A 15,817-nucleotide genomic window follows, 5' to 3' on the forward strand; every position below is an offset into this window, starting at 1 on the left:
TTGAACGGAGACTTGCGTCGCAAATGAAGCACTGGATTAGCCTATCAGGGGGTGTCGGTAGCGGCGTCTCGGCACTGACCGCGCGTCGGTTCGGATACGACTTCGAACTCGTCTTCGCCGACACGTTAATCGAGGATGAAGACGCCTATCGCTTCAACCGAGACATTGCCCGTGCGTGCAGCAAGGAACTCATTACCCTGACAACCGGTAAAGACCCGTGGGACATCTTTGTCGAAAAGCGATACATCGGGAACACCCGAACAGCGCATTGCTCGACGGAACTTAAGACGCGCCCCGTCATGCGGTTTCTCGACAAATTCGCCGGTGCCGGTGACGCCTTGGTTCTGGGAATGGACTGGTCGGAACAGGACCGGATCGAGCGGGCACAGGGTGTTTGGGGAGACCGGCCGATTGTCTCGCTGCTTAATCGGCACAAGATCACCCGTCCACAACACGGGGCGATTTTGGCGTTGGCTGGGATCAAGATGCCGAGACTGTACGAACACGGGTTTCCACACAACAACTGTGGCGGGTTCTGCGTCAAGGCGGGGCTGAAGCAATTCAAAACATTGATGACATCATTCCCTGAAAGGTTTGATCAGCATGAGAAACGGATGTCACAAGTGATGGAGCAAATAGGTCCGACTGCCAGACCGTTCTTGCGAAAGACAGTAAACGGGGATGTCAATTACCTGACACTCGCGCAATTCAAAGAGGCGGTTGAGGATGGTCAGATCGAAATTGGAGAGTACGACTATCGCGGATGCGGGTGTTTCTCCGATGAATGAACTCCCCCCTCGCTTCCTGAACTGGCGTCTGATCGACGGCCGCAAGGTTCCCTGCCGTGCCGATGGCACGCCATGCAACGCACATGACCCGGCGAACCATACGGACTATGAGACCGCCGCGGCGTCGGCGCATGGTGTGGCTTTCGACATCCGCGCCGAGGATGGCCTGTTCTTCCTCGACCTCGACAAGTGCCGCGCCGAGGACGGGGCGTGGACCGCAGAGGCCGAGGCGATATTCCTGTCCTTCACCGGCGCGTGGGGCGAGGTCTCGCAGTCGGGCACCGGACTGCACATCATTGGTCGTTGCGACCCGTCGAAACTCCAAGACAGAAGGAACAAATGGGATGGGTGGCTTGAGTTCTACACCGATGGGCGTTTTGTTGCCTTTGGATCTACCGGGTGGAATCCTATTGGCGGTACGACCAGACCAGATGTGGACTGGACAGACCAGCTTCTACGCATGGTTCCCGAACGCGAACATCTCGGCGAGTTGCCCGAAGGCGTTGATCCTGCCTACACATGGGTCGGCGACGACGACGCGCTCGTAGCGGCAATGCTGGCGTCGAAGGGCGGCGCCGGTGCGGCGTTCGGGCTGAAGGCGACGGTATGTGACCTGTGGCATGCTGATACCGCGGTCCTGGCGAAGCATTACCCTGCGTTCGATGGTGGCGGCGGGTTCGATCACTCGTCGGCCGACGCCGCGCTGATGTCGCATCTGGCCTACTGGACCGGCAAGGACATGCCGCGGATGGACCGGTTGTTTCGTCGGTCCTCGCTCATGCGGGACAAGTACGAGAAACGCGCAGACTATCGGCGCGATACCGTGCAGAACGCCGCGCGACTGTGCAACAAGGTCTACGATCGCCCCGTCACGCCTGCGGCCACGGGTGGCGGCACGGCAGACGTCTACATGACGGAACCGGACATGGCGAAGCACTTCGCCGGCTGCGTCTACATCAGGGACTTGCACCGCGTCCTGGTGCCCGACGGATCCCTGTTGAAGCCCGAGCAATTCAACGCCAGCTATGGTGGGCACATCTTCAAGACGATGCCCGACGGCACCAAGCCGACCGCCAAGGCGTTCGAGGCACTGACCGAGAACCGCGCGATCAGGTTCCCGCAGGCAATCCGTCCGTGCTTCAGACCCGATCTGCCACCGGGGCTGATCTTGAACGACGGGTCGGTCAACACCTATGTCAAGCCCGATGTGGACATGACACCGGGCGACGTCAGCCGGTTCCTCGAACTCATGGGGAAACTGCTACCGGACGAACGCGACCGTCAGATTCTCCTGTCCTACTGCGCCTCGGTGGTGCAGAACCCCGGTATCAAATTCCAGTGGACTCCGGTGTTGCAGGGGTGCGAGGGGAACGGCAAGACCCTGATCTTCCTGACGGTGGCGTATGCTGTCGGCGAGCGGTATTCGCACATGCCGAACCCCCGGCAGATCGGCGGGCAATTCAACGGGTGGATCGAGGGGAAAATCTTCTCGACGTTCGAGGAAATCCACATGGAAGGGCGTCGGGAGACCCTGGACATCCTGAAGACGATCATCACCAACCTGCGGATCGAGGTCGAGAACAAGGGCGTTGACAAGCGGATGATCGAGAACCGCTGCAACTTCGGGTTCTGCACGAACTACCAGGATGCCGTCATCAAGTCGCGCAACGATCGTCGCTATGCGATATTCTTCACCGCGCAGCAATCCATTGACGACCTGAAGCGCGACGGTATGGACGGGAACTATTTCCCCAAGCTGTACGACTGGTTGCGTGACGAGGGCGGGTATGCCGCTGTTGCACACTACCTGACGAACTACGAGATACCGCACGACCTGGATCCGGCGAAGGGTTGCCACCGCGCACCCGAGACCAGTAGCACCGCCGCTGCCGTGCGCAAGTCCCGTGGACCGATCGAGACCGAGATACTTGAGGCCGCGGAGGACAACACGCCGGGGTTCATCGGTGGATGGGTGTCGTCGTGGGCACTCGACAAACTCATGCGTGACCGCGGGTTCCGAATCGGACGTAACAAATTAGCGGATATTCTCGCCGACCTCGGGTATGAACAGTGGGGTCGTGCGACCTCGCCGCTCATACAGGAAGACCGAAAGCGCCCGATGCTCTACAAGAAACCGGGCGCCTCGGAGGACTACGTCAAGGCGCAGCATTATCCTACCTGACTCTCCATATCTCTAGTGCGCCAGAGCGGCGACTGGTTACGATCTTCCAGTCGTCGGGCGTGATCTGCGCGACGGTGATCTGAAGCGTCTTCAGGTCAACCGGTGAACCATCGGGACCGAGCGCCTGGTCGATCGTCAGGTTGGCGCCGGGGTGGGTCAGGGCCGTGTTCATCGCATCGTGGAGTGCCAGGCGCACGGTGAGCGGCTGGTGGGGTCCGTCGGTGCGTTGCGCTGTCCGCGCGTCAATTTGGGTCATTTTACAGTAATCTCCTGTTTGTCTCGAATCACCTTAGCACGCTAATCGAGTCGTGACAAGACGCAAGTGGTGACTTCGTTGATTCTAAACGATAATCCCAAAGTCGTGGCAGGTGTGACCGAGCGTGTGACACGGTTTTTTTCAATGTTCACAGTGGGTTGCGACGGGTCTGTCATTACTTTACTACTTTTTATATTTAGAGTAGTAGTAGTAAGAGCATGTATGTAGTATACACCATGTATGTATGCACCATGTTATATAGCGTAGCGACTGAAAAAGTTCTGTCTGTCTGGAGTCCTGACATGCCCCCTGTGAATATTCTCGATCATCTGAAGCCGAACGGTAAAATTAACGGCAAGTCTGTAATTTATGTGCACCGCATTAAATTCTACGAATCTCATGGTTACGTCCCGAGTCGAATCGGAACGATGCATGACGGCACGTTATATGACATGGACCATCCGCGAAGGATGCCAACCATTGCCGGAAACACCGGAGTTCTCAATCACGTCAAACCGTGCGGTAAAATTAACGGCAAACCTGTCGTATATGTTCACCACATGGAGTTTTTTCTGGAACACGGTTATTGCCCTGATCGTGTCGGAACAACCGATGACGGTATTTTATTCGACATGGTGTTCGGTCCACCGATCACCAGCGCCGCCGCAGTCCCGAAGTGCAAGCTGTACGAAATACTGACACGGTTTCCCGATGTGACTGAAATCGAGGTGAGAAATGTTCGCCGACCAATCCCTGAAACGGTGCGCAACGAGGTCATCGGTTTTTTCCGGTCATCTAGCGACTTCGTGCCCATTGGTGACACGGTTGTCGATAAGGCGACCGGGGGTATCAAATTGCGACGTTTCATCATCGAGCGTCTAGTCGCAGACGGAGACCTGTGGTATGACGGGGCATGCTACAGATCGACATAAGCAGCGACATCGACCAAGCCATGTCGGAGGTTCACGCCTTCTGGCGCGGACAAATTCCGTTTGCCACATCGAAGGCGTTGAACGACAGCATATTCGACGTTCGCCGTCGTATCGTGGAGTCGACCTATCCGAACTCGTTTGTCGTGCGGAACAAGAGGTTCCCGCGGCAACTTTGGCGGGTGATCCCGCTCGCCAGCAAGAGCCGCCTTGAGACCGTGCTGAAGCAAACGCTCGATCGGGACTATCTCGCCACGCACGCGACGGGTGGCACCAAGACGGGTCGATCCGGTGGCCGTGTGGCTGTCCCGACGACGCCCGACAAGATGCGGTCAGGGAACGGCCGGATCCGCGCGAACATGAAGCCCTGGCGCGTCGGTGAGCGCAAGGACGTCTTCGTCCTGACCCGCGGTACCCGCAAATTCATCATCAAGCGTGGGCGCAAGGGCGCCAAGAACGAATTGCTGTACTCGATTGTGCCGACTGCGCAGATCGGGCGCAGCTTCAGGTTCTACGAGGACGCTGAAGCGACAGCATTGCGGGTTTTTTCCGGACACTGGAACACGGCAATGGACCGTTCGATACGCACAAGTCGGTTTTTTCCGGGGTAGTCAACACAAAATAGTTGACTCTGTGACGTCCGACTCCTACATCTGATGGGTGTATTAGGAGGTATGACGATGAACAATCAGGACATCCCTGTGCTATTTCTCGCACGGCGCGTCCCTTTTGCCAGCAACGGACGCGGCAATTTTAAATTCAAAAACGGTATTTTGACTTCCTACGATAACGTCATCGCGGTTTTTTCCGGTGACGAACTCCTGGTCAACGCTGACACCTTCAGCGCGACCAGTTCCAGGCACCAGTCGGCGATCAAGCGTGCCGCCGACAGCTATACGCTCGTGCCCGACCTGACATCCCTTGTGGAAATCATGGAACGCCGAGACGAGGACGAGGTCGCCAAGTTCATACTGCGCCGCAAGCTGGCGGTCAGTGAGTACGAGCGCAAGATCGAGGCGTCGCGCAGCGAGAACATGCGAGTCTACCTGCACGAGCGGATCAACATGGAGCGTGACGCTGCCAGGCGTGCGATCAAGTGCCTGCCGATGGACAAGGCAATGTCGGTTTTTTCCGGACACCTTGGTTTTTTCCGGACCTGACGTCGGTTTTTCCCGGAGGGGTGCTGCGGTGCAGCGAGGTCATGCTGCGGTGCGGCACGCCATGTCGAATCCGCTTGTATTGGGTGACTTAGCGCGCTAATTTAGTGGCAGGTTTAGCGAATCAGAGGTGACAAACGATGGAACAATTCGACAAATATGTATGTGTCGGCGACACGATCGAATGGACTCAAGATGGGTTTACAGTGACCGCCAAGATTGAGCACGACCCTTTCACTGGCGCACCTTGGGAAGAACACGACGGACATGGTAACGTGACCGGATGGGAACACCGCGCGAAACTGCCGGGTGAGATGGTTTTGTGTGAAGATCGTGGATTGCGGCGTTTCTATGACTTTCAGGGCGCATGCAAGATTGCGCGACGTCTTGGCGTGTTTTCGCCATGTCCCATCCGTCACGCCGCGCAAGCTGCAATGCGTGACTTTCGCGTGTTGAAAGCCTGGTGCGATGACGAATGGTTTTGGTGCGGAGTCGTTGTCACGGTTTCGCGCAACGGAATCGAACTGGCAACGGAATCGCTTTGGGGCATTGAATGTAACTACCCCGACTCGGATAACTCATATCTCGGCGACGTCGCGCGGGAACTGGCAACTGAAGCAATGGAAACCGCGCGCGATGCAATCGCGGCGCTGACAGAACAGAGGTAACAAATCATGCAAGTAACATCATTCACGCCGCAATCGACGGACGGTATCCACAAATACAGGAAAGACGGTAAACTCGATTGCCAATGGTCACTTGTTGATCTGAACACTGGCCGCGAAATTGTCATAGTCCGGACCTATTGGCCGGGTTCAACGTGCTACGCATGCGTCTGGACACACGATCCGCTTGGCTATGGTGGCGGTGGCGGCAGGGCTGGTGGCGGCGGATACTGCAAACAATCCGCGGCCGTTGCGGATGCGCTCGGCGCCGCTGGTTTCAAATTCGATAGCGCGATTGCCGGAGTCGGCATGACCGCGATTGATGACGCATTGAAAGCGATAGCGCATCATGTGGGTTTGCGGTCTCGTTTTGTCATCATCAAAGCCAACGCGTAGGGAGTCGGAATGATGGAAATTCAAATACCGTTTGACGGGTTCTATGGTTCAATTCACGAGGACGAGGTAAACCGCGAACTGGAATCGGTCTATGACTCTTGGTCGGATGCAATGCCATGTGACATTCCGGAATCGTTGTCGGATTTATTCTTTGACGCGGCGCAATGGGGCAATGCGTATCGAGAATATGCGAAAGAGTATGCCGAGTCCTTCATTGCCGAATACCTGAAGGATGGGACGTTCGTAGAGATGACGAGTCCGCGCGAATACAATTTCGCAACTGACCGCGTGTTTATTGACGTTTCACGCGACGCGGTTGCCGACATGGTGCGGAAAACTGACCGCGCGATTCTCGATCGAGTTACGAAAGAGCGTTTCACGTCATGCGATGGGTTCATTTCGAATTATCGAAATGATTGGCGCCATTGGGGCAGATTGTCGGAATGGGACCATAACCAACTTGGCACGCTCTTGATTGCGTATCTGGAAACAGAACGTGGTGAGACATGGGACCAATGGGCGGAATATTCACTTTGCGAGGACATCTCGTGCAATGGTCTGATACACAACGCCCTCTGGCAGGGCGACAAGGCGACTCGCGCTTGGCGCATATTCAACTACCTGACTGATGATCGAGCAAACCGCGCGGTCAAGACAATGGCGCAATGGTGCATTGCGTTTGCCAAACCATGGGAGTCGACTCCGCTCGGCAGTGTGGCGAAATGAAGTACGCCGCGATCGCAGGAGTCTTGCTCTACCTGGCGCGATACCCCACAATGCGCGGCGTGATCATAGGCGCCGCAGCAACCGCCTTGGTGACGCTATGAAACACGGTATATTCCGCATTTGCGAGCACGGTTATGCCCACTGGGTCTATCCGCATTTGATGACCGGTGAAGAGGCTAACCGCATGGCCGACTCGGAATATCCCGATTGTCATGTGTTGCCCTATTGGCGCTATCTGCAATTGCAGGACCCCGACGAAATGTCGGAACCCGCGTTGCGTCGCAAGCTGAAATTGCCAGCACGCGACACCCGCCGCACAATCGCCATAACCGGCAAGGTTTCCGACATGACGCGCCAGGAATGCGTGGCAATCGCCGAGTCGAAAGGCTATCGTGTCGTATCACGAGTATCGGCCGCGACGTCACTTGTCGTCTATGGCGACGGCGGTGGACGTAAGGCACATGATGCCCGCAAGATGGGCGTGCCGATCAAGGCATGGTCGCAGTTCACTTGACTCCATCGCTCTATCAGTCCAGCCGTGTAACCTAGCACGCCGCCCACACACTGAAGCGATACGCCGCGCGACTCACTGGTCGCGCGGTTTTTCTTTGTCTGATCGCCAGTTGCGAGTGATTATCAATTGCATGTAGGTGACGCGATCGATTGTTTCGTGCGTGATCTGTGCAGCGCAACATTCTTTCGCGCAATAATCTTGCGTAATTAACGGGTCCTGTGAAATATTGTTGCGTCGAGGGTAACGCGCGACCGCAGTAAAATTCTAGTTGCGAACGATTCGCAGGTGTTTCAGAAAAAACATGGTTTGTTTCTCACAAATCTGCTAATAGTGGACGGAAAACAACCAAAACCGGTGTAATTTGTGACACGCCCCAAGTATGACATCGTCGCAGGTGATTTCCTGCTAACCCAGGAGGCCGCGGGCGTCCTGGCGAATGTCAGCGTGCAGACAATGAAGAAATGGGAGAAGCAAGACAACCCGCCGCCGCGCAACGCTGACGGCACGTATTCTGCCAAGCATTTTGGAATTTGGCTGTCCACGCACCGTGGCAATAAGCAATCGGGGTCCAAGCCGAAAGCGGGCGCCGCCGATCGCAACCAAGCCGAGGCGAGGCTGAAGGAAGCGCAAGCAATCAAGGCCGAACGTGAGAACGAGGTCGCCGAGGGGTTGCTTGTGCCGATCGAGGAAACGGTCGAAGGGTGGCAAGAGATATTGATGCGGGTCCGCAGTCGCTTGCTCAAAATGCCCACCGCGCTCGCCCCACTGGTCGCCGGCGACCCGGAACTGCACTCGATCCAGGCGAAGATCAAAGACGCTGTCTACGACGCGCTCAACGAACTGTCCGAGAATGGGGGAAGCGACGATGGCTGAAAAAGGCATGTTCGCCAACTCATTCGAGGGTATCGTCCTGATCGCCGTGACGACCGCGCTGGCCGTAGCCGGATGGTTCGTTCGCCGCGTGCTGACAGACAGCCGCCGCATCGACCTCTTGGAGCAGCGTCAGGAACTCCAACACAAAGAGGTCGAGGTCGCGCTGACCAACCTTGAGCGGGCCACGCGAACGACCGAAAGCGCAAGTCTCATGGCGACGCAGAACCAATCTGAAATATTGCGAATGCTTCAGGATATTCGGGAGGGGAAGGTATGAAATATCTCAAGTTCCGGTCGATGACGTGGTGGATTGGCGCCATGCAAGTCGGTGCCGGTGTGTTCATCGCCGCCGAACCCATTCATGAACTTACCGACATCGCCGAGTTCGTGTCGTCCCTCCTGGGCGGCGTGAAACCCGCGATTCTCATAGGGGGCGGTCTCGGGCTGATCGGTCTGCGTGCCGCACCGGGTCTGAAATGATGATGCGGGTCTACATGATCGGCGGCGCGGTGGCCGTGGCAATTCTCGTCGCTGGCGGGATATACATGCGTGGTGCATCGGACCAGCGGTCGCGCGACGAACTGAAAGAGGCGATCGACTATCGAGACACACGCGAAAGGATAGACCATGCGATTTCTAAAGATCGGACTCCTGATGACGTCCTTGAGCGCCTGCGCCAGCACGCAAGGTAGCGACGCGGTGCAGGACGCTACAGTGAACCTGCGCAAAGGGCACGCGTCCGCGCTACTGACCGACGACATCGGCAGGATGCGGGGCACGGGTGAGAAGCTGTTGACCGCGCTCGCATGCGGGTGGGGTGAAAAGGTGTGCCAGGACTAATAGAACGGGCGCTGTCGGTACTCGCACCGCCGCCCGACCTTACTGTTTCGCAATGGTCTGACGAGTATCGTCGCCTGTCCGCAGAATCATCCGCTTCGCCCGGTCACTACCGGACGGAACGCACCGAGTATATGCGCGAACCGATGGACATGGTCGGCGACCCGAAGGTTCGACGGATCACGTTCATGTCCTCGGCACAGGTGGCTAAATCGACGTTTGTCGAGAACGTGATCGCGTACTTCATGCACTCGGATCCCTGCCCGATCCTGCACGTCAGCCCGACAATCGACAGCGCCAAGATGTTCAGCAAGGAACGTCTGGCACCGATGCTGCGCGACACGCCGGCGCTGCGCGGGATCGTGAAGGATGCCAAAAGCCGCGACTCCGAGAACACCATAATGGGCAAGAAGTTCCCCGGCGGGATCCTCGCGCTCGTCGGTGCGAACGCCCCGGCCGGTCTCGCGTCGCGCCCCATCAGGATCGTGCTGTGCGACGAGGTCGATCGCTTCGAACGCAGCGCCGGGACCGAGGGCGACCCGATCAACCTGGCGGTCAAGCGGACGACGACGTTCTGGAACCGCGTGCTGATCTTCGTCTCGACACCCGGCAACAAGGGCGAGTCGCGGATCGAGGAAGAATACGAGAATGGCGACATGCGCCAGCGACACTGTCCGTGCCCCGAGTGCGGCGCGTTCCAGGTGCTTAAATGGGCACAGGTCAAGTGGCAGGACGGCGACCCTTATACGGCGCTCTATGAATGTGAACATTGCGGGGAAAAATGGAACGACACAGTACGGAACCAGGCGGTCAAAGAAGGCTATTGGAAGCCTCAACGACCGTTCAACGGCAATGTCTCATATCATTTGTCGCAGCTTTACAGTCCCTTTGCGCCGCTGGCCGAGGGGGTGCGGGACTTCCTCGACGCGAAGGGGAACCCGGAACTCCTGAAGACTTGGGTGAACACGTTCCTCGGCGAGACCTGGGAGGAAGCCGGCAAACGCCTTGATTGGTCCGACGTCATGGATCACCGGACGGAATACGTGACACCCGTGCCCGAAGGCGTCACGTTGTTGACGGGCGCGATCGACGTGCAGGACGACCGGTTCGAGGTCGAGGTCGTGGGGTGGGGCGACGACTATCGAAGCTGGTCGATCGACTACCATGTGATCTATGGCGACCTGTCCACGCCCGAACCCTGGGCGGAACTGCGGCGCTACATCGCGCAGCCGCGGGAACACCCGGTATTCGGCGACATCGCGCCGCGGGCGTGGTGCATGGACTCCGGTGGTCACTACACGACCGCGGTCTACGACTTTTCCGCGACCATTCCGAACGTCTTCGCAATCAAGGGTGTCGCCGGCGGCGGCAAGCCCGCGGTCGGTCGCCCGTCGCGCAACAACATCCGCAAGATTCCGCTGTTCCCGCTCGGTGTGGACACGCTGAAGGAAATCGTGGTGTCGCGGTTGAAGGTCGAGAACAACGAGGCGGGGTATTGCGCGTTCCCTGCGACCGAGAAGTACGGAGATGACTATTTCCGCGGTATGACTGCCGAGGAATATCGCACCCGGTTCGTCAAGGGGTTCCGCCGTTCCGAGTGGTTCAAAATCCGGCCGCGAAATGAACCGTTCGATTTGCGCGTCTACGCGACCGCGGCGCTCGAAATGTTGTCGGTTGATCTGAACGCGCAAAGACGCGCAGCGTTGCGACAAAAGTTCAAACATGATATAGAGAAAATCATGCCGCGCACGAAACCGAGGGCGCGAAAGCCTCAAGAAAGTTGGGTCGATAGGTGGAAAAATGACTGATCCTTTCGCGCCGCAGACCCAGGAACCAGCATCGGTGATGGTCGGATCGTTCAGTTCGTGGACGATCACAGACGACTACGACCCGGCGTTGTTTTCCGTCAAGTATCTGTTTTCACAGAAGCATTTGACCGACACGCTGGCGGGTGTGTTCACTGACAACCTGTGGACATTCACGGCCAACTCCGCATTCACCGGCAACCTGGTGCCCGGTCAGTACGTCCTCGACCTGGTCGTCACGCGACTGTCGGACGATGAGGCCGCGGTCGTCAGAACGTCAACCATTCAGTGTTTTGCGACACCAAACGATCGGATGTCACATGCCAGGATCATGGTCCAGAAGATCGAGAGTATTCTGGAAGGGCGTGCAGACAGCGACGTTGAGTCCTACACCATCAAATCGCGCTCGATCACCAAAATGAGTGTGCGCGAACTGACCGACTGGCGGGAATACTACATTGCCGAGGTCGGCCGTGAACCGAACCAGATCACCGGGCGCCGCAAAAACAACAATACCGTTAAAGTAGGGTTTGTCTAATGGCGGGTGAGAAGCGAGGATACTCCGCGGCGCAGACCGTCGCCAGATACGGCGATTTCATCCGGTCGTCGGGATCCGCAGATTACGAACTGTCCGTTGGTCTCGCCGAGGTCCGTCGCAAGGCGCGGTTCCTCGCTCGAAACTCGGGCACCGTGAGGCGATACATCCAGTTGATGCAGGACAACATTGTCGGCGAGCGGGGTTTCACTCTGCAATCGGGCAACACGCGCGTCGAACAGGCGTGGTCCGACTGGTGCGAGAGACCGACCGTCGATGGCGTGATGCACATGGTTGATTTCGAGCGCCAAATGATCGCAACGTGGTGCCGCGACGGCGAGTTCCTTTTCGAAATCGTGCAGAACTCGAAATACCGCGACATGGTTGCGTTGAACCCGCTCGAACCGGACATGCTGGACGAAACACTCAACACGACGGACAAGATTACCGGCAACCAGATCAAGATGGGTGTGGAAATCGACGCGCTCGGTGTCCCGGTCGCCTACCACCTTCTGACTGAACACCCTGGCGACATGCTACCGGGTCACACGCAACAGAAGAACCGGCACCGGCGTGTCCTGGCGTCGAACATTGTCCACGTCTACGAGCGACTGCGCCCCGGCCAGACGCGCGGGGAACCGCCTGCGGCCGCAATGGTCAACGCCGTGAAGATGCTCGACGGATACCGTGAGGCCGAGACGATGAACCGTCGCATCGCGGCGGCAATGATGGGTTTCTTCAGTCGCGACATGCCCAAGGCTGACGGAATTGCGGCGCTGGCCGACGGCACGGAAACGGGCGGTGACGACGAACAACTGTTCACCATGAACGTCGAACCTGGCACCTTGAAGCAACTCCCCGACGGCATGCGGTTCGACAAGTTCGACCCCGGCGGGTCGCAGACTGACTATCACAGTTTCGAGGCACAGGTGAAGAAAGACATCGCCATGAGTGCCGGTATCTCGACGTTCGCCCTGGGCATGGAAACCGCGGGCGTTTCCTATTCGACGGGTCGTTCCGTCATCCAGGAGGACCGGGATTTCTACAAGGGCAAGCAAGGGTTCTTCATCCGCATGGCAATGAAGCCGATCTTTCGGCGTTGGGCGCGGATGCACGCGCTGTCCGGTGGATCCTCGATCGCCCCGACCCGTCTCGCAACCACTGTCAAGGACGCCAAGTTCCGCGGGCGCGGGTGGACGTGGATCGACCCCGCCAAGGACATTAGCGCGAACGCCGAGGCACTTGAGACCTACCAGACCTCGTACACGCAAATCGCAGCGGATCGAGGCATGGATGTGCGTGACCTGTTCGCCGAGATTCAGCGCGACAATGAGTTGATGAGCGAGTTCGGACTCCAACGGACGTCACAAAACAGCGACGATGGGGGTCAAAATGATATTCAACAGGGGTGAGACGTTCGACTTTTCCGGCCCGATGTCCGTGTTGGATGCGCTTGATGACGCTGTCGATCTTTCCGCGTGGTCAATCACCGCAGCGATCTTGATGGCAGGGCACACGCGACGGGTGCCGCTCACCGCGACCTGGTTGGACGCGGGGCACACCGCGTTCCAGGTTCGTGAGGCCGACACGAGCGAGTGGACCGAGGGCGACGCGGAGTTTGGCGTCACCTTGGAGTCCCCGACCGGTGACGTCGTCAAGAGTACCCCTGTGATCATCACAATCAGGGATTGGCTGTGACATGGTTGAACTGACACCCAAATACCGGATAGCGTCGATCGTGTTCCCCGAGACCATGAGTAGCGGCGTCTTTGTCGAGATGGCGCGGTTCTTCGCTGGCAGTTCCACCGAGGAATTTGCCGCACTTGAGGCGCGTGTCGCGGCACTTGAGGCGGGATCCCCCGGTGGTGCGCCGGCGGCGCCGGTATTCGACTCAACGTCGCTCACATTTGACGACACATCCCGCACATTTGACGAGGTATCGTAATGGCATATCAACCAATCAACACGGGAACCGTTGCAGATGACGGGACCGGCGACACGCTTCGGGACGCTGGCGGCAAGATCAACGAGAATTTTGTCGAACTCTACGCCCGTGAAGAAATGGCGAGCGGCGATGCTACCAAGCTGGCCGCGATCGAGGCTGGCGCCACCGCCGACCAGACGGGCGCGGAAATCAAGGTACTGTACGAGGCCGAGGCTGACACGAACGCCTACGACGACGCCGCTGTCACCAAGGTCGGTCTCGCCGTGGTCAGTAACGTCACGGGGATCACCGGTGCCACCGCGATCGCCAACCAGGTCATTATCAGCCAGGCGAACTATGACGCGATCGGAACGCCTGACGCCAACACCATCTATCATATCGTTGGGTAAGCCATGCCCGTCGCAGGAAAAATATACTTCGGTGCGAACGAAATCACCAAGCGTTACCGCGGGGCAAGCCTGATTTATACAGCGGTTGCGGCCGCACCAGTCCTCTCTAATCTGGACGACACCGGCGCACCTACCTCTCTTTCACTGGACGTGGATATTGTCTCCAACCTGTATTGGAGCCTCGATCCAGTTGGCACGAACCCAGATGGAGACACGATTGTCGCGGGCGGGATCACAGACAGCGGCGGGCCTGATGCAATCTCGGCAGGCGCGAACGTGATCGCTTTCGATTTCTCAGCAATTGCGGCAGGCACCTACGATCTGTCCCTTGTCGCCAGCAACGGCGGCGCGCTGTCAAATGTTCTGCGCCAGGAGATCACGCTTGCCGATGCAGGGACGTGGGCGATCACCGGAGGTGAACTAACGCTGACCGTGACTGATCACCCAACACCACCATCGACACCAACCGTAGTTGGTGGGGAACTCACTCTGACCGTGACAGGATAAGAAAATGCCAAAGTATTTCATCACCATCCCAAACAGCGTGACCCTGCCGACGGACGGGAACAAGGTCGCGCTCACGTCTGCTTGTGAGTTGCATCGCGACGACAGCGGCGTTCCCAATGCGCTCACGGTGGCGGCAGCAGGAGCCTACAACATGTTCGTGGCTGACGCTCCCGGCACCGGAACTGCAACCGCACCTGATGTGACGGCTCCGATCCTTTCCGCTCCGACTGGCGCGGCGAATGGTGCCACAGGCGCGACGACGCTTGGTGTGACGACAGACGAGGGCAACGGCACCTTGTATTGGGGCATCTATCCATCGGCATCCACTCCAAGTGCCGCAGACATTGTGGCGGGCACAGGGGCAACGGTCAGCGGATCGCAAGCGGTGTCTGGAACTGGCGCACAAGTTGTTGCGGATCAGACTGGCTTGACCGCCAGCACCGGATACAAGGCGCATTACGTCCATGATGATGCGGCTGCGAACCGCTCGAACGTCGCAACTTCAGCCACCTTCACAACTGAGGCAGCAGCAGCCTATCCGTGGGATGACGATTTCACGAGCGACACCAGCGCGAACTATACGAGCGGTGACGGGACCATGGTCTACAACGGCACCGACGACCAGCTTGAGTACACGCTGGGGAGTGCTTGGACTGGCTTCACAACGACAGCGATCACTGTTGAGGATGGCGTCAGCTATACGGTCACCATTGAGGCTCAAATGCTGCTAGGTGACGGCGGGGCCGAAAATCCAGTATCCTCTGTGATGGGTGAATTTATAGTCGGCACTACTGCCGGTGGAAGTAACATTTTAGGCTCAAGTACAGACCGGTTTCTGGGTGACGGGGCAGGCGCTGGTGCTGTTATGACTCTGACTCAAACGATCGTTGCAAGCGGGACGGCTATGTATATCACTATACGCTCCCGCGCTGGCACCGCAGGCAAAAAATTTGCCGTTCACTCAATTCTCGTGGAGCCAGCATAATGGTCAATATGAACCCGATATTCTCGGTGACGGCTAATGTCCAGACGCCGCCTGCACCGTCATCTGCGATCTATCGAGGGCAGCATGATCCAGATGATGTGGATTTTGCGGGACCGATCGGAGGCGAGGCGGAATTTCTCAGCCCTCGTGGAAATGTCCTGCATCCAACAGGTTCGGGCGTTTACCGCTATGTTGATGGCACTGTGCCGTCGTCTGGCGATGGGCTTTCGCCTGCCACGGCCTACAAAACGATCACCGAGGCCGTCATAGCGGCGCGGGCTGGGGATTGCGTGCTGGTCGAGCCGGGGATTTATGGTGAGCAGGTAGG

General features: G+C 57.9%; 23 protein-coding genes. 22 read left to right on the plus strand and 1 reads right to left on the minus strand.

All coding sequences use genetic code 11. The features are described from left to right. The first annotated feature begins 23 nt into the window (after positions 1-23). Both QO034_RS13255 and QO034_RS13260 read left to right on the plus strand, forming a co-directional pair. Positions 24-788 carry a phosphoadenosine phosphosulfate reductase domain-containing protein gene (locus tag QO034_RS13255; protein WP_284486022.1) on the plus strand — a complete coding sequence of 255 codons (765 nt, stop codon included), beginning with the start codon at positions 24-26 and terminating at the stop codon, positions 786-788. Further along, positions 781-2,970 carry a phage NrS-1 polymerase family protein gene (locus QO034_RS13260; protein ID WP_284486023.1) on the plus strand — a complete coding sequence of 730 codons (2,190 nt, stop codon included), beginning with the start codon at positions 781-783 and terminating at the stop codon, positions 2,968-2,970. Before QO034_RS13255 ends, QO034_RS13260 begins: the two co-directional genes overlap by 8 nt. On the opposite strand, the gene QO034_RS13265 is transcribed toward QO034_RS13260, so the two are convergent. Continuing rightward, on the minus strand, positions 2,963-3,226 hold the full coding sequence (locus QO034_RS13265) for a cupredoxin domain-containing protein (protein ID WP_284486024.1): 264 nt from the start codon (positions 3,224-3,226) through the stop codon (positions 2,963-2,965). The two genes, QO034_RS13260 and QO034_RS13265, sit on opposite strands and share 8 nt — an antisense overlap. Positions 3,227-3,528: 302 nt before the next feature. On the opposite strand from QO034_RS13265, the gene QO034_RS13270 reads away from it, so the two are divergent. From QO034_RS13270 to QO034_RS13365, 20 genes are all read left to right on the plus strand, one after another. Further along, positions 3,529-4,158: a hypothetical protein gene (locus QO034_RS13270; protein WP_284486025.1), complete on the plus strand. Its 630-nt coding sequence runs from the start codon at positions 3,529-3,531 to the stop codon at positions 4,156-4,158. Beyond that, the gene (locus QO034_RS13275; protein WP_284486026.1) at positions 4,140-4,766 is read left to right on the plus strand and encodes a hypothetical protein; all 627 of its coding nucleotides are present in this window, start codon (positions 4,140-4,142) and stop codon (positions 4,764-4,766) included. Before QO034_RS13270 ends, QO034_RS13275 begins: the two co-directional genes overlap by 19 nt. Positions 4,767-4,835: 69 nt before the next feature. Beyond that, positions 4,836-5,315: a hypothetical protein gene (locus QO034_RS13280; RefSeq protein ID WP_284486027.1), complete on the plus strand. Its 480-nt coding sequence runs from the start codon at positions 4,836-4,838 to the stop codon at positions 5,313-5,315. 137 nt (positions 5,316-5,452) lie between these two features. Further along, positions 5,453-5,980: a hypothetical protein gene (locus QO034_RS13285; protein ID WP_284486028.1), complete on the plus strand. Its 528-nt coding sequence runs from the start codon at positions 5,453-5,455 to the stop codon at positions 5,978-5,980. A gap of 6 nt (positions 5,981-5,986) precedes the next feature. Then, entirely contained in the window at positions 5,987-6,373 is a 387-nt protein-coding gene (locus QO034_RS13290; protein ID WP_284486029.1) for a hypothetical protein, read from the plus strand. 9 nt (positions 6,374-6,382) lie between these two features. After that, entirely contained in the window at positions 6,383-7,099 is a 717-nt protein-coding gene (locus QO034_RS13295) for a hypothetical protein (protein ID WP_284486030.1), read from the plus strand. Positions 7,100-7,196: 97 nt separating this feature from the next. Then, positions 7,197-7,613, plus strand: a complete 417-nt coding sequence (locus tag QO034_RS13300) for a BRCT domain-containing protein (protein WP_284486031.1) — start codon at positions 7,197-7,199, stop codon at positions 7,611-7,613. Positions 7,614-7,976: 363 nt separating this feature from the next. Next, entirely contained in the window at positions 7,977-8,486 is a 510-nt protein-coding gene (locus QO034_RS13305) for a hypothetical protein (RefSeq protein WP_284486032.1), read from the plus strand. After that, positions 8,479-8,763: a hypothetical protein gene (locus QO034_RS13310; protein WP_284486033.1), complete on the plus strand. Its 285-nt coding sequence runs from the start codon at positions 8,479-8,481 to the stop codon at positions 8,761-8,763. The genes QO034_RS13305 and QO034_RS13310 overlap by 8 nt, the downstream gene beginning before the upstream one ends. Next, a complete protein-coding gene (locus QO034_RS13315) occupies positions 8,760-8,966 on the plus strand; it encodes a hypothetical protein (RefSeq protein WP_284486034.1) in 207 nt (68 codons plus the stop codon). Before QO034_RS13310 ends, QO034_RS13315 begins: the two co-directional genes overlap by 4 nt. 147 nt (positions 8,967-9,113) lie before the next feature. Next, positions 9,114-9,326, plus strand: coding sequence for a hypothetical protein (locus QO034_RS13320; RefSeq protein WP_284486035.1), 213 nt, complete (start codon positions 9,114-9,116; stop codon positions 9,324-9,326). Then, entirely contained in the window at positions 9,314-11,131 is a 1,818-nt protein-coding gene (locus tag QO034_RS13325; RefSeq protein ID WP_284486036.1) for a phage terminase large subunit family protein, read from the plus strand. The genes QO034_RS13320 and QO034_RS13325 overlap by 13 nt, the downstream gene beginning before the upstream one ends. Next, entirely contained in the window at positions 11,124-11,666 is a 543-nt protein-coding gene (locus QO034_RS13330; RefSeq protein WP_284486037.1) for a hypothetical protein, read from the plus strand. The genes QO034_RS13325 and QO034_RS13330 overlap by 8 nt, the downstream gene beginning before the upstream one ends. Continuing rightward, a complete protein-coding gene (locus QO034_RS13335) occupies positions 11,666-13,075 on the plus strand; it encodes a phage portal protein (protein WP_284486038.1) in 1,410 nt (469 codons plus the stop codon). The genes QO034_RS13330 and QO034_RS13335 overlap by 1 nt, the downstream gene beginning before the upstream one ends. Further along, positions 13,056-13,361: a hypothetical protein gene (locus QO034_RS13340; protein ID WP_284486039.1), complete on the plus strand. Its 306-nt coding sequence runs from the start codon at positions 13,056-13,058 to the stop codon at positions 13,359-13,361. Before QO034_RS13335 ends, QO034_RS13340 begins: the two co-directional genes overlap by 20 nt. Position 13,362: 1 nt before the next feature. Beyond that, entirely contained in the window at positions 13,363-13,608 is a 246-nt protein-coding gene (locus QO034_RS13345) for a hypothetical protein (protein WP_284486040.1), read from the plus strand. Further along, entirely contained in the window at positions 13,608-13,997 is a 390-nt protein-coding gene (locus QO034_RS13350) for a phage upper tail fiber protein (RefSeq protein ID WP_284486041.1), read from the plus strand. The genes QO034_RS13345 and QO034_RS13350 overlap by 1 nt, the downstream gene beginning before the upstream one ends. A gap of 3 nt (positions 13,998-14,000) precedes the next feature. Then, complete coding sequence (locus tag QO034_RS13355) at positions 14,001-14,504, plus strand: hypothetical protein (RefSeq protein WP_284486042.1); 504 nt, start codon at positions 14,001-14,003, stop codon at positions 14,502-14,504. Positions 14,505-14,508: 4 nt separating this feature from the next. Then, entirely contained in the window at positions 14,509-15,489 is a 981-nt protein-coding gene (locus tag QO034_RS13360) for a hypothetical protein (protein ID WP_284486043.1), read from the plus strand. After that, positions 15,489-15,817, plus strand: a 329-nt coding sequence (locus QO034_RS13365) for a hypothetical protein (RefSeq protein WP_284486044.1), incomplete at its 3' end; no start/stop codon positions are given. The genes QO034_RS13360 and QO034_RS13365, both read left to right, overlap by 1 nt.

The sequence above is a fragment of the Sedimentitalea xiamensis genome (assembly GCF_030164465.1).
Lineage (GTDB): Bacteria > Pseudomonadota > Alphaproteobacteria > Rhodobacterales > Rhodobacteraceae > Sedimentitalea > Sedimentitalea xiamensis.

Coding starts and splice junctions, on each gene's coding strand:
- QO034_RS13330 (WP_284486037.1), top strand. CDS start 11,124: ATGACTGATCCTTTCGCGCCGCAGACCCAGGAACCAGCATCGGTGATG.
- QO034_RS13280 (WP_284486027.1), top strand. CDS start 4,836: ATGAACAATCAGGACATCCCTGTGCTATTTCTCGCACGGCGCGTCCCT.
- QO034_RS13355 (WP_284486042.1), top strand. CDS start 14,001: ATGCCCGTCGCAGGAAAAATATACTTCGGTGCGAACGAAATCACCAAG.
- QO034_RS13300 (WP_284486031.1), top strand. CDS start 7,197: ATGAAACACGGTATATTCCGCATTTGCGAGCACGGTTATGCCCACTGG.
- QO034_RS13295 (WP_284486030.1), top strand. CDS start 6,383: ATGATGGAAATTCAAATACCGTTTGACGGGTTCTATGGTTCAATTCAC.
- QO034_RS13320 (WP_284486035.1), top strand. CDS start 9,114: ATGCGATTTCTAAAGATCGGACTCCTGATGACGTCCTTGAGCGCCTGC.
- QO034_RS13275 (WP_284486026.1), top strand. CDS start 4,140: ATGCTACAGATCGACATAAGCAGCGACATCGACCAAGCCATGTCGGAG.
- QO034_RS13340 (WP_284486039.1), top strand. CDS start 13,056: ATGATATTCAACAGGGGTGAGACGTTCGACTTTTCCGGCCCGATGTCC.
- QO034_RS13360 (WP_284486043.1), top strand. CDS start 14,509: ATGCCAAAGTATTTCATCACCATCCCAAACAGCGTGACCCTGCCGACG.
- QO034_RS13270 (WP_284486025.1), top strand. CDS start 3,529: ATGCCCCCTGTGAATATTCTCGATCATCTGAAGCCGAACGGTAAAATT.
- QO034_RS13260 (WP_284486023.1), top strand. CDS start 781: ATGAATGAACTCCCCCCTCGCTTCCTGAACTGGCGTCTGATCGACGGC.
- QO034_RS13310 (WP_284486033.1), top strand. CDS start 8,479: ATGGCTGAAAAAGGCATGTTCGCCAACTCATTCGAGGGTATCGTCCTG.
- QO034_RS13290 (WP_284486029.1), top strand. CDS start 5,987: ATGCAAGTAACATCATTCACGCCGCAATCGACGGACGGTATCCACAAA.
- QO034_RS13265 (WP_284486024.1), bottom strand. CDS start 3,226: ATGACCCAAATTGACGCGCGGACAGCGCAACGCACCGACGGACCCCAC.
- QO034_RS13335 (WP_284486038.1), top strand. CDS start 11,666: ATGGCGGGTGAGAAGCGAGGATACTCCGCGGCGCAGACCGTCGCCAGA.
- QO034_RS13255 (WP_284486022.1), top strand. CDS start 24: ATGAAGCACTGGATTAGCCTATCAGGGGGTGTCGGTAGCGGCGTCTCG.
- QO034_RS13315 (WP_284486034.1), top strand. CDS start 8,760: ATGAAATATCTCAAGTTCCGGTCGATGACGTGGTGGATTGGCGCCATG.
- QO034_RS13345 (WP_284486040.1), top strand. CDS start 13,363: ATGGTTGAACTGACACCCAAATACCGGATAGCGTCGATCGTGTTCCCC.
- QO034_RS13350 (WP_284486041.1), top strand. CDS start 13,608: ATGGCATATCAACCAATCAACACGGGAACCGTTGCAGATGACGGGACC.
- QO034_RS13285 (WP_284486028.1), top strand. CDS start 5,453: ATGGAACAATTCGACAAATATGTATGTGTCGGCGACACGATCGAATGG.